This is a genomic window from Pseudomonas sp. BP8 (genome assembly GCF_017875955.1).
Taxonomy (GTDB): domain Bacteria; phylum Pseudomonadota; class Gammaproteobacteria; order Pseudomonadales; family Pseudomonadaceae; genus Aquipseudomonas.
Genome location: NZ_JAGINK010000001.1, coordinates 4,743,491 through 4,757,934, shown reverse-complemented (window position 1 = coordinate 4,757,934; position 14,444 = coordinate 4,743,491). Strand labels below are relative to the sequence as shown.

At 63.5% G+C, this 14,444-nt stretch carries 14 protein-coding genes; 5 read left to right on the top strand and 9 right to left on the bottom strand.

The window, feature by feature from the left end:
* Window positions 1-41 precede the first annotated feature (41 nt).
* The 3 genes from J3B00_RS20875 to J3B00_RS20865 are packed head-to-tail and all read right to left on the bottom strand — an operon-like array spanning window position 42 to window position 1,066.
* Window positions 42-371: a hypothetical protein gene (locus tag J3B00_RS20875; protein WP_209871272.1), complete on the bottom strand. Its 330-nt coding sequence runs from the start codon at window positions 369-371 to the stop codon at window positions 42-44.
* A complete protein-coding gene (locus J3B00_RS20870; protein WP_209871268.1) occupies window positions 368-742 on the bottom strand; it encodes a phage holin family protein in 375 nt (124 codons plus the stop codon). The genes J3B00_RS20875 and J3B00_RS20870 overlap by 4 nt, the downstream gene beginning before the upstream one ends.
* Before the next feature lie 9 nt (window positions 743-751).
* Window positions 752-1,066: a YqjD family protein gene (locus J3B00_RS20865; RefSeq protein WP_209871265.1), complete on the bottom strand. Its 315-nt coding sequence runs from the start codon at window positions 1,064-1,066 to the stop codon at window positions 752-754.
* 304 nt (window positions 1,067-1,370) lie between these two features.
* Here J3B00_RS20865 and J3B00_RS20860 point away from each other — a divergent pair, with 304 nt between their 5' ends.
* The 4 genes from J3B00_RS20860 (at window position 1,371) to J3B00_RS20845 (ending at window position 4,221) form a co-directional block, all read left to right on the top strand.
* Window positions 1,371-2,579 carry an ammonium transporter gene (locus tag J3B00_RS20860; protein WP_209871262.1) on the top strand — a complete coding sequence of 403 codons (1,209 nt, stop codon included), beginning with the start codon at window positions 1,371-1,373 and terminating at the stop codon, window positions 2,577-2,579.
* A 57-nt stretch (window positions 2,580-2,636) separates the two neighbouring features.
* Window positions 2,637-2,873, top strand: coding sequence for a glutaredoxin family protein (locus tag J3B00_RS20855; protein WP_209871260.1), 237 nt, complete (start codon window positions 2,637-2,639; stop codon window positions 2,871-2,873).
* A 107-nt stretch (window positions 2,874-2,980) separates the two neighbouring features.
* The gene (locus tag J3B00_RS20850) at window positions 2,981-3,286 is read left to right on the top strand and encodes a transcriptional regulator (RefSeq protein WP_209871257.1); all 306 of its coding nucleotides are present in this window, start codon (window positions 2,981-2,983) and stop codon (window positions 3,284-3,286) included.
* Window positions 3,287-3,336: 50 nt separating this feature from the next.
* Complete coding sequence (locus tag J3B00_RS20845; RefSeq protein WP_209871254.1) at window positions 3,337-4,221, top strand: pseudouridine synthase; 885 nt, start codon at window positions 3,337-3,339, stop codon at window positions 4,219-4,221.
* 397 nt (window positions 4,222-4,618) lie between these two features.
* Here the strand turns inward: J3B00_RS20845 and J3B00_RS20840 are convergent, their stop codons facing one another.
* The 3 genes from J3B00_RS20840 to acnA form a co-directional block, all read right to left on the bottom strand.
* Window positions 4,619-6,184, bottom strand: coding sequence for a PAS domain-containing methyl-accepting chemotaxis protein (locus J3B00_RS20840; protein ID WP_209871250.1), 1,566 nt, complete (start codon window positions 6,182-6,184; stop codon window positions 4,619-4,621).
* Window positions 6,185-6,294: 110 nt separating this feature from the next.
* Window positions 6,295-6,828, bottom strand: coding sequence for a hypothetical protein (locus tag J3B00_RS20835; protein WP_209871247.1), 534 nt, complete (start codon window positions 6,826-6,828; stop codon window positions 6,295-6,297).
* A 99-nt stretch (window positions 6,829-6,927) separates the two neighbouring features.
* Window positions 6,928-9,669: an aconitate hydratase AcnA gene (acnA, locus tag J3B00_RS20830; protein WP_209871245.1), complete on the bottom strand. Its 2,742-nt coding sequence runs from the start codon at window positions 9,667-9,669 to the stop codon at window positions 6,928-6,930.
* A gap of 243 nt (window positions 9,670-9,912) precedes the next feature.
* On the opposite strand from acnA, the gene rlmM reads away from it, so the two are divergent.
* Window positions 9,913-10,986 (top strand): 23S rRNA (cytidine(2498)-2'-O)-methyltransferase RlmM, encoded by a 1,074-nt coding sequence (gene rlmM / locus J3B00_RS20825; RefSeq protein ID WP_209871243.1) that lies wholly within the window; start codon window positions 9,913-9,915, stop codon window positions 10,984-10,986.
* A 34-nt stretch (window positions 10,987-11,020) separates the two neighbouring features.
* Here rlmM and dsbG read toward each other — a convergent pair whose 3' ends face one another.
* The 3 genes from dsbG to dsbD are packed head-to-tail and all read right to left on the bottom strand — an operon-like array spanning window position 11,021 to window position 14,326.
* Complete coding sequence (dsbG, locus tag J3B00_RS20820) at window positions 11,021-11,779, bottom strand: thiol:disulfide interchange protein DsbG (RefSeq protein ID WP_209871239.1); 759 nt, start codon at window positions 11,777-11,779, stop codon at window positions 11,021-11,023.
* Between the two features lies 1 nt (window position 11,780).
* Window positions 11,781-12,617 (bottom strand): TlpA disulfide reductase family protein, encoded by an 837-nt coding sequence (locus J3B00_RS20815; RefSeq protein ID WP_209871236.1) that lies wholly within the window; start codon window positions 12,615-12,617, stop codon window positions 11,781-11,783.
* Window positions 12,617-14,326, bottom strand: a complete 1,710-nt coding sequence (gene dsbD, locus J3B00_RS20810) for a protein-disulfide reductase DsbD (protein ID WP_209871233.1) — start codon at window positions 14,324-14,326, stop codon at window positions 12,617-12,619. The genes J3B00_RS20815 and dsbD overlap by 1 nt, the downstream gene beginning before the upstream one ends.
* Window positions 14,327-14,444 lie beyond the last annotated feature (118 nt).

Sequence of the window (14,444 nt, the reverse complement as noted above, 5' to 3'; positions counted from 1 at the left end):
CCGGTTTTGGCCGCGCCCGCGCAAGCGCCGGGCGCGGTTGATCAGTGACGGCGAGTGTTCTGCAGGAACAGGCGGACCAAAGGCACCAGGCTGCCGCCCAGGCGCACCAGGCGGGAGAGGTTGCCGTTGCGTGCGCCCTTGCCGGTCAGGAAGCCCATCGCAACGACCGCACCCAGGCCCCACAGCGGCGCGTGCTTGATACCGAGGCCCTCCTGCAACGAGCCGCCCATGCCACGCAGGCGCCTGACCGGTTCGAGCAGTTGCGACGATTCGTGGCGGATTTCCTGGCGGTGCATTTCCATTCGCAGGCGCAGAAGCGCCTTGCGCAGCTCGCGTGGATTACGTGTGTTGGGCAGTTCTGGCAGGCTCATGGCAACAGGCGCTCCCGGTCCTTGGCAAGCTCCTCGAGGGTGGAGCTGAAGGGTGACGATTCGTCGAACACCGCTGCTTTCAGGCGCAAGCCGCAATAGACCGTGGCAAGTCCGTAGAACACGCACAGGCCAATGATCCCGGCCAGGCGATAACTGTCCCACAGCATTACCAGCAGCAAACCCGACAGGGCGGTCAGCAGCAACAGCGCGAACACCAGCGCCAGCCCGGCGAACAACAGCAGCTTCAGCGTGCGGCCTTTCTGCTCCTGCAACTCGATGCCGAACAGTTCGATATGACTGTGCAGCAGGCCAAGCATGGCAGCGCCTAGGCGCTTGCCGGTGGCGCCGGTGGTGAGGGCGTCATTTTCCATGGGGTTTCCTCAGCGCCGATTGGCCAGCAAGCCGATCAGCAGGCCGACCCCAGCGGCAATGCCGATGGCCTGCCACGGATTGTCCTGCACGTACTGCTCGGCGTCGCCCAAGGCTTGTTGGCCGCGAGCACGCATGGAGTCCTGGGTCAGTTGCAGGTTCTCGCGGGCTTCTGACAAGCGCTCGTGAATCTGCTCACGCAATTCGTCAGCCTGGTCACCGGCGAGGTTGGCGGTGTCTGCGAGCAACTTCTCGGTATCGCGCACCAGCGCCTGGAAGTCAGCCATCAATATCTCTTGAGCAGTCTTTGCCGATTTGCTGGCCATGGTGTCTCTCCCTGTTGGTGTGTGTGGCTATTTCGAGTAATGGCGGGCGATGAAGGTTCAGTATCTGTCGCTGGTATGGCGTTTGCTTTGTCTCGGGGCATGGCCGTCGATGTGTGCGCCGAAGCCGTGCGCCCATCACGCGGACATCGATAAACCTTAACCCAATCCACGACAAACCCAAGAAAAAACCACGCAGGCTTCATTTGCCTCACCGAAACGGGGCAGGGGGCTGGGCACCACTTCGGTGCAGGGATGCAGGTTCTTGAACTGTCCTGGTGCCTTTTCAGCAGGTCTGCCTACTTCTATGGAAAACATGCACAGCGCAATGGACTCATTGGTCCATGGCTCCAATACTCTGTTTTTGCTCATGGGTGCCATTCTGGTGCTCGCCATGCATGCCGGCTTTGCCTTCCTCGAGGTCGGCACGGTGCGCTACAAGAATCAGGTCAATGCGCTGTCGAAGATCCTCAGTGACTTTGCCGTGTCGGCTCTGGTGTACTTATTCATCGGTTACTGGATCGCCTATGGCGTCACCTTCTTTCAACCGGCCGCAGTCATTGCAACCGATCATGGCTATGCGCTGGTCAAGTGCTTTTTCCTGATCACCTTTGCCGCAACGATCCCGGCGATCATTTCCGGCGGGATTGCCGAGCGTGCGCGGTTTGTCCCGCAGCTGTGCGCGACGGCGCTGATCGTGGCGTTCATCTACCCGTTTTTCGAGGGCCTGGTGTGGAATGGCAACTACGGCGTGCAGGCCTGGCTTGAGGCGCGTTTCGGGGCGCCGTTCCATGACTTTGCCGGTTCGGTGGTGGTGCACGCGATGGGCGGCTGGCTGGCGCTGGCCGCCGTGCTGCTGCTCGGCGCGCGGCGCGGTCGCTACCGCGATGGCCGCTTGGTGGCCTTTGCCCCGTCGAGCATTCCGTTTCTGGCACTGGGCTCGTGGATTCTGATCATCGGCTGGTTTGGCTTCAACGTGATGAGTGCGCAGAGCCTGCAAGGGGTCAGCGGCCTGGTCGCGATCAACTCGTTGATGGCGATGGTCGGCGGCACCTTGGCGGCATTGCTGGCGGGACGCAACGACCCGGGCTTTCTGCACAACGGCCCGCTGGCCGGGTTGGTGGCGATCTGTGCCGGCTCCGACCTGATGCACCCGATTGGCGCATTGGCCACCGGCCTGGTGGCGGGTGTGCTGTTCGTCTGGTGCTTCACTGCGGCGCAGAACCGCTGGAAGATCGACGACGTGTTGGGCGTTTGGCCGCTGCATGGGCTGTGTGGGGTCTGGGGTGGGATTGCCTGCGGCATATTCGGCCAGATCAGCCTGGGCGGTCTGGGCGGGGTGAGCCTGATCAGCCAACTGCTGGGCAGCCTGGCAGGGGTGCTGGTGGCGTTGCTGGGCGGTTTTGTCGTGTATGGCCTGATCAAGGCGGTGCATGGCTTGCGCCTGAGCCATGAGCAGGAATTCGAGGGTGCGGACCTTTCCCTGCATCGGATTGGTGCGACCAGCCAGGATTGACGGAGGTCGACTGCCCTTTAAAATAAAGGCTTCTCCACAGCTTGCGCGGGACTAGCCATGCTGCCTGAATGCCAACTGTTCGGCACCCTCGGGTGCCATTTGTGTGAAGTAGCCGAAGCCGTGCTGATGCCCTTTGTCGAGCACGGCTTGCTGGTTGAGCTGGTCGACATTGCCGATGAACAATCGCTGTTCGAGCGTTACGGGCTGGTCATTCCGGTGCTGCGTCGATGCGACACCGGGGATGAGCTGGCCTGGCCATTCGATGCTGAACAGGTGGTGGCTTTTCTTCAGTAAAGGCATTGCCTGGGCCGGCCTCGGTATCTGCCGAGAGTGACTGGCGATTTGACGAAGCCTCGCTCCAGTTCGTATGCTGTATATAAATACAGTGTCGAGGTGGAACGATGCTCAATGTCGAGCAACTGAAATACAGCATCAATCGGATGTCGCCCGAGCGGGTGGGTGAAGCCGTAGTGGAGCTGCGCCTCGAAGGCCTGGTTACCGACGACCGCACGCCGTTTGGCAAGGTCCACTTCAATACCTGCTTTGCCGAGATAGAAGCACTGTTCCAGCGCGCCGGCTTTCACCGCTCACTGGATGTAGTGGGCTATAACGGCCTGCTGTATGCCCTGTACGACCCTGGCCGCTGGGACGCAGTGCAGGTATTGCGCTGGCTCAAGGCGCGCTGCGAGCCGGCTGAGGCTGGTTGAGCCGCGGGGCATGGGCGATAATGCCTGCTTCCTGACTGTCCGAGCCGCACATGAGCGCAACGTTCGACCCCGCACGCCAGCAAGCCAGCACCGTCTGCCTGCCGCCCGGCAACTGGAGCACAGTGCTCGACTGCCTGTGTGAGCATTTCAAGGGCATTGACCGCGAGCAATGGCTCGACCGTTTTGCCAGGGGCAGGGTGCTCGACGCCGCCGGTCAGCCCATCAGTGCCTATCTTGCTTACCGCCGCGGCATGCGCCTGCATTACTTTCGTGAAGTACCTAACGAGAAGCCGATTCCGGTGCTGGAGACCATCCTGCACAGTGACGAGCATCTGGTGGTGGCCGACAAGCCGCACTTTCTCCCGGTAACGCCCACAGGCGAGTACGTCGAGCAGACGCTGTTACGCCGCCTGATCCGCCGGCTGGACAACCCTCATCTGGTACCCCTGCACCGGATTGACCGGCATACCGCCGGGCTGGTGCTGTTTTCTGCCAACCCGCAGACCCGTGGTGCTTACCAGCGGTTGTTCCCCGAGCGCAGGATCGACAAGCGATACCAGGCGATTGCTGCGGCGCTTCCGGCGCTTGAGTTTCCGTTGGTACGGCGTAGCCGGCTGGTACATGGCGAACCGTTTTTCCGCATGCACGAAGTGCAGGGCGAGGCCAACAGTGAGACCTTGGCCGAGGTGTTGGAGAAGAATGGCGAGCTATGGCGCTATGGGCTGTCGCCGGTGACGGGCAAGACTCACCAGTTGCGTGTGCACATGGCGGCACTGGGCGCGGGGATCAGCAATGACCCGTTCTATCCGCAGTTGCTCGAGGTCGAAGATGATTATCAGCGACCGTTGAAATTGCTGGCGCAGAGTTTGCGGTTTGAAGATCCGTTGACGGGCGAAGAGCGCTATTTCGAAAGTCGCCTGTCGCTGGATTGGTGACATGGCCTGTAACAGGGTTTCAAGGATCAGGCCTTTCAAGGTCTTTCAGATTTAGTCTGGCTTGAGTGGGCCGGGGCTGCCTTGCACAAAACCTAAACGTTAGCGCAATCACTGTGGGAGCGGCCTTGTGTCGCGAAATGAGGACGCAGCCCTCACCGGCAGTACATCCAGATACGATCCTTTCGCCTACTGAAATCCGCTCACGACTGTCTTAGGTTCATCCCACCAACCGCGCCGAAGAAAACCTGCAGGCCTGGTAAGGAAAACCGGCGATTACCCGCATTGGAATTGTGCGTGGTTTTGAGTCAGCGGGTGAGGGCTTCGCCCTCATTTCGCGACACAAGGCCGCTCCCACAGAGGCCGCTCCCACAGAGGCCACGCCGGACCAGGCTCAAATTCAGCGGTTGAAGCGCTCCACCAGCGAGTACTGGCTCCCCGCCGTGCTGGTCAGCTCCTCACTCAGCAATGCCGAATGCTGCGCCTGCTCAGCCGTTTGATCAGCCAGCTCGGCAATGGTGCTGATATTGCGGCTGATCTCGTCGGCCACCGCTGTCTGTTCTTCGGTAGCAGCGGCAATCTGCGTGGTCATGTCGGTGATGTTGGCAACCGCGTCGCTGATTCCCATCAGCGCCTGGTCAGCTTCCATGACCCGATCGACACCTTCCTGGGCCTGGCGTCGGCCGGATTCCATGGTCAGTACAGCGTTGCTTGCGGTTTGCTGCAGCTTGGCGATCAGGGTGTGGATCTGCCCGGTGGATTCAGCGGTGCGCTGCGCCAGTTGACGCACTTCATCAGCCACAACGGCAAAGCCGCGGCCCATCTCACCGGCACGCGCGGCTTCGATCGCGGCGTTCAGCGCAAGCAGGTTGGTCTGGTCGGCAATGCCTTTGATCACATCGACCACGCCGCCGATCTCGTCGCTGTCCTTGGCCAGTTGGGTCACGGTATGGCCGGTCTCGCCCACGGCGGTCGACAAGCGCGCGATGGCATCTCGGGTTTCTCCGGCAATCTGCCGGCCCTGACTGGTCAGGCGGTTGGCTTCCTGGGTGGCATCGGCGGTGCGCTGCACGTGGTTGGCCACTTCCTGGGTGGTGGCGGCCATCTGGTTGACGGCGGCGGCGACCTGTTCGGTCTCCACCCGCTGACGCTCCAGCCCCGAGGAGCTCTTGTGCGCCAGTGCGTCGGACTGCCGCGCCTGGTCGCTCAGGTGTTCGGCACTGTCCTGCAGCCGGGTCAGGCAGGTTTTCATCCGTGCGTCCTGGCTGAGCATGGCCATCTCCAGGCGGGCCTGGACGCCGCGGCTGTCGGTGTACATCTGCGCGATCAGTGGGTCCGACGTGGTTTGTTCGGCCAGACGCAGCAGGCGCTTGAGCCCACGCTGCTGCCAACCCAGGCCGAGCAGGCCAAGCGGTACCGACAAGGCGGCAGCCAGCGCAAAGCCCCACGAGTGGCCCAACCAGTTACCGATCAGGAAACCGACCTGGCTGACCAGGATGAACGGCAGCCAATCCTGCAGTACCGGCAACCACTGGTCGCGGCGCGGCACCGCCGACTTGCCCTGGTTGAGGCGCTGGTAGAGGGCCTCGGCGCGGCGGATCTGCTCGGCGGTGGGCTTGACCCGCACCGATTCGTAACCCACCACCTGGTTGTTATCGAAGACTGGCGTCACGTAGGCATTGACCCAGTAGTGGTCGCCCGATTTGCAGCGGTTCTTGACGATGCCCATCCATGGCAAGCCTTGCTTGAGGGTCTGCCACATGTGGGCGAACACTGCGGCTGGTACGTCGGGGTGACGGACCAGGTTGTGCGCAGCACCGATCAGTTCGTCGCGCGAGAAACCGCTGATATCGACGAAGGCATCGTTGCAGTACGTGATCACACCCTTGGCATTGGTGGTCGAGATCAACCGCTGTTGTGCAGGGAAAGTCCGTTCTCTCTGGGTAATCGGTTGGTTGTTACGCATGGCTCGTCAGATCCGCAAGGCTTTGATGAGGTATCGGCATGTTTGTGGATTTATTGAATGAATATTTGCCGGGTTGCTCTGGCGTAGAGGGCCCAGCCGCGACACACGAATCAGGCTGTGCTGCCCGCCACCAGCGGAGAGTTGAAACCGGCAAAATGCACCAGGCTGACCAGCCATAGCCAAACCTGGTCTGGCCAATTCGCCGACCAGGTCACCAGCCCAAGTGACCACGCGCCGCCAAGGCAAGCAATGAGGCTCGCGGGCACGATCAGCAGCAGTCGAGAGGCGCGTTTCCAATTGCGCCGCACGATGAACAACGGACCCGCCAGCAGCATCCAGAAGCCACTCAAGGGTTTATCCAGGTTCAACAACCTCGTGAAGGGCAGGGCGCCGGCGCTGAGCACTGCTTTATCAATCACCTTTGCCCCGTGCAGGCCGGGCAACCAGTGCGCAGTCAAGGCCAGCGCCAAGGGCAGAAACAGGGCGTGCCCGGTCAGGCGTTGCCAGGTTTTCTTGCGTGTGACCAGCAGGCCGGTGCCGAGCAGGGCGATCAGGGTCGGCAGGGCGGGTAGGGTAACGCTGCCGTAGGCCAGGGCCAGGCAGTAACCCACGACGAGTAGGGGCGTCCAGCGATGTTTGAGCACGGTGAGCCTTAGCGGAATGAATCCAATCCGCCTTGGACTCACTCCGCAGGCCCCGGGACACTTCGGCTGCGTGACCGCCGAGGCGGCCACGCAGGTCGATCAGCCGGCAATCAACTGGCGCAGCACGTAATGCAGAATTCCCCCGCTCTTGAAGTACTCGACCTCATTGAGGGTATCGATCCGGCACAGTACCTCGATCTCTTGCTGCTGGCCGTCTTCGCCAGTGATGCGCAAGGTCAGGCTCATGCCCGGGCGGATCTGCGCGCCCGTCAGCCCCAGCACGTCAATCCGTTCCTTGCCGGTCAGGCCAAGGCTCTTGCGGTTCTGGCCGGGCTTGAACTGCAACGCCAGCACGCCCATGCCGATCAGGTTGGAGCGGTGAATCCGTTCGAAACTCTCCGCCAGCACCGCCTTGACGCCCAGCAGGTTGGTGCCCTTGGCCGCCCAGTCGCGGCTGGAGCCGGTGCCATACTCCTGGCCGGCGATCACCACCAGCGGCGTCCCCTCCGCCTGGTAGCGCATCGCCGCATCGTAGATCGGCAGCTTTTCGCCAGTGGGCACATACAAGGTATTGCCACCTTCTTCGCCGCCAAGCATCTCGTTGCGGATGCGGATGTTGGCGAAGGTACCGCGCATCATCACTTCATGGTTGCCACGGCGTGAGCCGTACGAGTTGAAATCGCGAGGCTCCACGCCCTTGTCGCGCAGGTAGCGTCCGGCCGGGCTGTCGGCCTTGATATTGCCAGCGGGTGAGATGTGGTCGGTGGTCACCGAGTCGCCGAGCAGGGCCAGTACGCGGGCACCCTCGACATCCACGATTTGCGGCAAGGGACCGCTGATGTCATCGAAGAACGGTGGATGCTGGATGTAGGTCGAGTCGTCCTGCCAGACGTAGGTGGCTGCCTGTGGCACCTCGATCGCTTGCCACTGTGCATCGCCAGCGAACACTTCGGCGTATTCCTTGTGGAACATCGCCGTGTCGACCTTGGCCACGGCCTCGGCAATCTCTTTCTGGCTGGGCCAGATGTCGCGCAGGTAGACCGGTTTGCCGTCCTTGCCGGTGCCCAGCGAGTCGCGGGTCAGGTCGACGCGCACGCTACCGGCCAGCGCGTAGGCGACCACCAGCGGCGGCGATGCCAGCCAGTTGGTCTTCACCAGCGGATGGACCCGGCCTTCGAAGTTGCGGTTGCCCGAGAGCACCGAAGCGACGGTGAGGTCGGCCGCACCAATGGCCTTCTCGATGGCTTCATCCAGCGGGCCGGAGTTGCCGATGCAGGTCGTGCAGCCGTAGCCGACCAGGTCAAAGCCGAGCTGGTCCAGATACTGTGTGAGGCCAGCGGCGTTGTAGTAGTCGGTCACCACCTTGGACCCTGGCGCCAGCGAGCTCTTGACCCAAGGCTTGCGGCTCAGGCCCTTTTCCACGGCCTTCTTCGCCACCAGGCCGGCAGCCATCATCACGCTGGGGTTGGAGGTGTTGGTGCACGAGGTGATCGCCGCGATCACCACCGCGCCATCGCGCAGGGTGTGCGTCTGGCCCTCATGGCTGTAGTCGATCTCGCCGGCCTGGTCGGCATTGCCGACGGCGACGCCGCCACCGCCTTCGCTTTCCAGCCGGCCAACTTCCTTGGCCTGTGGCTTGGGCTGCAGGTCGATGAAGCTGTTGAAGGCCTTGCTGACTTCGGCCAGGGAGACCCGGTCCTGTGGGCGCTTGGGCCCGGCCAGGCTGGCTTCGACTTCGTTCATGTCCAGCGAAAGGCTGTCACTGAACAGTGGCTCCTGGCCCGGCAGGCGCCACAGGCCTTGCTCCTTGCAATACGCTTCCACCAGCTGCACGGTCTGCTCCGGTCGGCCCGACAGGCGCAGGTAGTCCAGCGTGACCTGATCGACCGGGAAGAAGCCACAGGTCGCGCCGTACTCAGGCGCCATGTTGGCCAGGGTGGCGCGGTCGGCCAATGGCAGTTCGGCCAGACCGTCGCCGTAGAACTCGACGAACTTGCCCACTACACCCTTCTTGCGCAGCATCTGCGTCACGGTCAGCACCAGGTCGGTGGCGGTGATGCCTTCGCGCAGCTTGCCGGTGAGCTTGAAACCGATCACTTCGGGAATCAGCATCGACACCGGCTGACCCAGCATGGCCGCCTCCGCCTCGATGCCGCCCACGCCCCAGCCGAGCACGCCGAGGCCGTTGATCATGGTGGTGTGCGAGTCGGTGCCGACCAAGGTGTCCGGGAAGGCATAGGTGCGGCCATCTTCTTCGCGCGTCCACACGGTGCGGCCGAGGTATTCCAGGTTGACCTGATGGCAGATACCGGTGCCCGGCGGCACCACGCTGAAGTTGTCGAAGGCGCTCTGGCCCCAGCGCAAGAAGGCATAGCGCTCGCCATTGCGTTGCATTTCGATATCGACGTTTTCGGCAAAGGCGCCTGGGCTGGCGTAGTGGTCAACCATGACCGAGTGGTCGATCACCAGGTCCACCGGCGACAACGGGTTGATCCGCTGCGGGTCGCCGCCGGCCTTGGCCATGGCCGCGCGCATGGCGGCCAGGTCGACCACCGCAGGTACGCCGGTAAAGTCTTGCATCAGTACCCGTGCCGGGCGGTACTGGATCTCGCGGTCCGAACGGCGATCCTGCAGCCACTGGGCCAGCGCCTGCAGGTCATCGCCGGTAACGGTCTTGCCGTCTTCCCAGCGCAGCAGGTTTTCCAGCAGCACCTTGAGCGACATGGGCAGGCGCTGCAGGTCGCCCAACTGGCGGGCCGCCTCGGTCAGGCTGTAATAGTGGTAGGCGCGGTCGGCCACGTGCAGGGTCTTGAGGGTGTTCAGGCTATCGAGCGAGGGCATTGCCAACTCCTTGTGCACCGGTGCCCGGCCTCTCGTGAATGCCGGTGTCACCGCTCTGAGGGTCCGCACGGTACGGACCTTGGCTGAGTGGTCAGGTTAGAACCGATTTGTCGGCCCCGACCCAGTACTGGACAGGCGGGGCGTGTCGCTGGTTCCGATCTTCCTTTATCATCCCCGCCCTGCCGGTGCGTGACATGCGCTGGATCAAGGCTGGCGGCCCGCGCCAGCGATGTGGAGTGAGAAATGAATACCCTGTTCATGCATTGCCGGCCCGGTTTCGAGGGCGAGGTCTGCGCCGAGATCAGCGAACACGCTGCCCGCTTGGGGATTGCCGGCTACGCCAAAGGCAAGCCTCAGAGCGCCAGTGCCGAGTTCGTCTGCAGTGAGCCGGACGGTGCCGCGCGCCTGATGCGTGAACTGCGCTTTGCGCAGCTGATCTTCCCGCGTCAGTGGGCGCGTGGCGCCTACCTTGAACTGCCGGAAACTGACCGTATCAGCGTGCTGCTCGAGTACCTGGCCGACGCCCCGGTGGCCGGCAGCATGTGGCTGGAAGTGCTCGACAGCAACGATGGCAAAGAGCTGTCGACCTTCTGTCGCAAGTTTGAAGTGCCCCTGCGCAAAGCGCTGGAGAAGGCTGGGCGGTTGCTTGAAGACGCCAATCGGCCGCGCCTGTTGTTGAGCTTTATCAGTGGCCGGCGGGTATTTGTCGGTTTTGCCGAGGCGAACAACTCCGCGCTGTGGCCGATGGGTATTCCGCGCCTGAAGTTCCCCCGTGAAGCGCCCAGCCGCTCGACGCTCAAGCTCGAAGAAGCGTGGCACCAGTTTATCCCGCGTGATCAATGGGAGCAGCGCCTGCACGACGACATGACCGGGGTCGACCTCGGTGCATCGCCAGGTGGCTGGACCTATCAGTTGGTCAAGCGCGGCATGTTGGTCACTGCCATCGACAATGGTCCGATGGCCGAGAGCCTGATGGACACTGGCCTGGTCCAGCACCTGATGGCCGATGGCTTTACCTGGCAGCCGAAACAGATGGTCGACTGGATGGTCTGTGACATCGTCGAGAAGCCTGCGCGGAGCGCTGCGTTGATCGAGACCTGGTTGGGCGAGGGCCTGTGCCGCGAAGCGGTGGTCAACCTCAAGCTCCCCATGAAGCAACGCTATGCCGAAGTGCGGCGTTTGCTCGAGCGTATCGAAGAGGGCTTCAAGGCGCGCAAGATCAAGGTGTCGATTGCCTGCAAGCAGCTCTACCACGACCGTGAAGAGGTCACCTGCCACCTGCGCCGGCTGGACCTGAAGCCACGCAACAACGGCTGATGATGAGCGGGGCTGCCAGGCAGCCCCGTACCGCTTAACGCGGGCCGAGCAACTTGCCGAGCATCTCTGGTCGCGGCGCGCCTTGCTGGCTTTGCAGGCGTCCTTGTTCGTCCAGGTAGAAGATGGCAGGTGTCGCTGCAAGGCCCAGCTCTTCCATCAGGGCCATGTTGCCGTCGAGCTTGTTCTGGACCTCTGCCGGGATCTTCTCCAGTGCCTTGAGGGTGCTGGCCTTGCCCGCTGTTTCATGTTGCTGCAGGGCTTTGGCCGGGTCCTTGGCCGCCAGCAATGTGGCTGATTTGCCCGGGCTGTCCTCGCGAATGATGCCGACCATGATGTGTCGCAATTGCACCTTGCCCGACTCGACCCAAGGCCGCGCCTGCTGCCAGAACAGGTTGCAATACGGGCAGTTGGGATCGCTGAACACATAGAGCGTGCGCGGTGCATCCGCCTTGCCGTCGGCAATCCACGCAGCCTTGTCCATTTTCGCCCAGACGGCCTTGCTCATGGGCGCGTAGACCAGTTTCTCCAGCGGCGCGGCGCTGAGGTCCTGACCCTCTTCGTCAAACAGGCTGCCAACCAGCACATGCTTGCCGTCGGCGGTCAGGTACAGGGCGATACCGTTGTTCTGGTATTCGGCGGCATAGCCGCGCAGGCCATTGGGGGCATCGAAGCTGCCCTTGATCACGGCGCCCTTGGCTTGCAGTTGCTGGATTGCCTTGGGCAATTCCTCGGCCTGCAGTACGGGGGCGGCGAGCAAGGCGAGGGTCAGCGGCAGGAGTGCATTCAAGCGCATTTCAGTTTCCTTGTACGGCGGAAGCGGGCGTGCTCGCCCGGTCGAAGGGTTCCAGGGCGTGGCGCAGGCTGGCGCGAGACAGCTCCCCCAGGTGGCTGCCGAGCAGACGTCCTTCGGCGTTGTAGAACAGGGTGGTGGGCAGTGCCATCGAGCCGACCCGCTGCGCCAGTTGGCCACCGCCGTCGAACAGCACGTGGGTCAGGCTCAGGCCGGTGGTGGCGAGAAAGGTGCTGACGTTCTCGGGGGTCTCGCCCTGATTGACGAACAGGAACGTGACGTGGGGATAGTCGTGCTGCGCTTGTTGCAGCACCGGCATCTCGCGCCGGCAGGGCGGGCACCAGGTCGCCCAGATGTTGATCACCAGCGGTTTGCCGCGATAATCGTGCAACGCCATGGGTGTTCCGGCGGCGGTGCGCAGGGTCAACTCAGGCAGCTCGGTGCCTTTGCTGTAGACATGGCTGCCGAGGTTGGCCAAGGTCCAGAACACGGCGCCACTGGCCAGTGCCCAACCCAATGGGCGGCGCAGGCCAGGCTGGCGCCAGCCTTGCCACAACGCGCCGAGCACGATGGCCAGCAAGCCGCCCCAGAGCAGGAAGCCGCCGTCGCGGATGTCGATGATCTGCAGCGGCTCCTCGCGGTACATCGGCCAGTAGGCCAGGACAAAGCCCAGGCGTGCACCAAGCAGCCCCAGCAGGAACAGGTTGAACAAGGCCGACTCCGGGCTCACGCCGCCGCGTCGGGCGACCCACCAGCCGACCACGCTGGCCACCCCCAGGGCAGCCAGCATCAGCAGGTGGTTGAGGGCCATGGTCAAAGGGCCGAGGGTTACGGTCAGCATCAGCCTTGGCTCCGGGTCTGTGTCCAGTGTTGCAGGAAAGTATCCGCATCGACCTCGCCGGTGATGCGCCGGGCGCGTCGCTCTTCACCCTCCGGGCCGACCCAGATCAGGCTGGGCGGGCCCGGCACTTGGTAGCGCTGCAGCAGTTCACGGCTGGCCGGCGAGTCAGCCGTGACGTCCAGGCGCAGCAGGTGCACATCGGCGAGGCTGGCTTGCACATCGGCGCGGGCGAACACCTGTTTTTCCATGACCTTGCACGATACGCACCAGTCGGCATAGTAGTCGACCAGTACCCATTGACCACGCGCCTTGGCCGTTTGCAGCTCGCGTTGCAGGTCTTCTGGGCGGTTGATCGTGGTGAACGCCTCCTCAGCATGGGTCGCGGCCGGTGCCTGGCTGGCGGTGAAGGGCTGCAAGGGTTGCCAGAGATTGCTGCCGCCCGCTGCGGCACCCACCAGCAGCAGGCCTCCCCACAGGGCAGCGAGCAGCGGCGCTGCGCGCAGGGCAGGCAGGCGCTGCAGGGCCGGCCAGGCGGCCCAGGCGAGGGCGATCAGCCAGCTGCCGCTCAGCGCCAGCAGCAGCGCCGCTGGCAGCAGGCCGCGCACGGTGTACAGGGCCATGGCCAGGAAGACGAAGCCGAACAGGCCCTTGACCAGGTTCATCCATGCGCCGGGGCGCGGCAGGTAGCGATTGCCCAGGGTGACCAGCAACAGCAGCGGTACGCCCATGCCCAGGCCGAGGCTGAACAGCACCAGCGCGCCGTGCAGTACATCACCGCTCTGCGCGATGTAGAGCAGGGCGCCCGCGAGCGGCGCGGTCATGCACGGGCCCATGAGCAGCCCGGACAGCGCGCCGAGCAGCGCAGCACCATACAGGTTGCCGCCGCGAGTGCCTTGCCCGGCGCGGTCGAGTCGATCACGCAGGGCGGCCGGCAATTGCAACTCGAAGGCCCCGAACATGGGCAGGGCGAGGAGGATGAACAACGCGGCCAGGCTGCCCAGCAGCCACGGTTGTTGCAGCCAGGCCTGGAGGCTGGCGCCGAGCAGCGCGGCGACCACGCCGAGTGCGGCGTACACCAGGGCCATGCTCAGCACGTAGACACCTGCCAGCAGCCAGCCGCGCCGGGCGCTGGCGCCGTTGCCCAGAACCAGGCCGGCGAGGATCGGCAGCATCGGCAGCGAGCAGGGGGTGAAGGCCAGCAACAGGCCGAGGCCGAAGAAGGCCAGCAGGCCCCAGGCCAGGTTGCCTTGCTGCAGGTCGCTGGCGAGGGCCTGATCACTGGCTTGTTCAGCGCCGACCACGGCGTCGCCGCCGAGCTCGAGGGTGGTGGTCTGCGGCGGGTAGCACAGGCCTGCATCGGCACAGCCTTGCCAGCCCAGGCGCAGTTGCCCGCTGGCGTTGGCCGGCAACAGCAACTCGAGCTCGCCGCGGTAGACGGCGCTGTCACCGAAGAATTCGTCGTGGTGGTTCAGCGCGGCCGGCAGGGTTGGCTGTTGCGCCGGCGTCAGGCCGTCGAACTTCAGCCGTTTCTGGTAGAGGTAGTAGCCGTCCTTGATTTGGAAGTGCACGCGCATTTCGCCTGACGGCAGGCGATCGTGGCTCAGCACGAAGGCCTCGCCGACGGGCAGGAAGTCAGGCTTGACCTCGAACGGGTTGGCCTGCAGCGGGCCGGCCAGGAAAAAGGTCAACAAGATCAGAAAAACGCGCATGTCTGGGCCTTGGCAATGCGGGAAAGTGGCCATGCTGGCCTTGACTGATTAACCGAGGGTTAACCCGGTCCTACACCGGCAGGACTGCACCGGCTTGCGTGGTACATAATCTTCACTT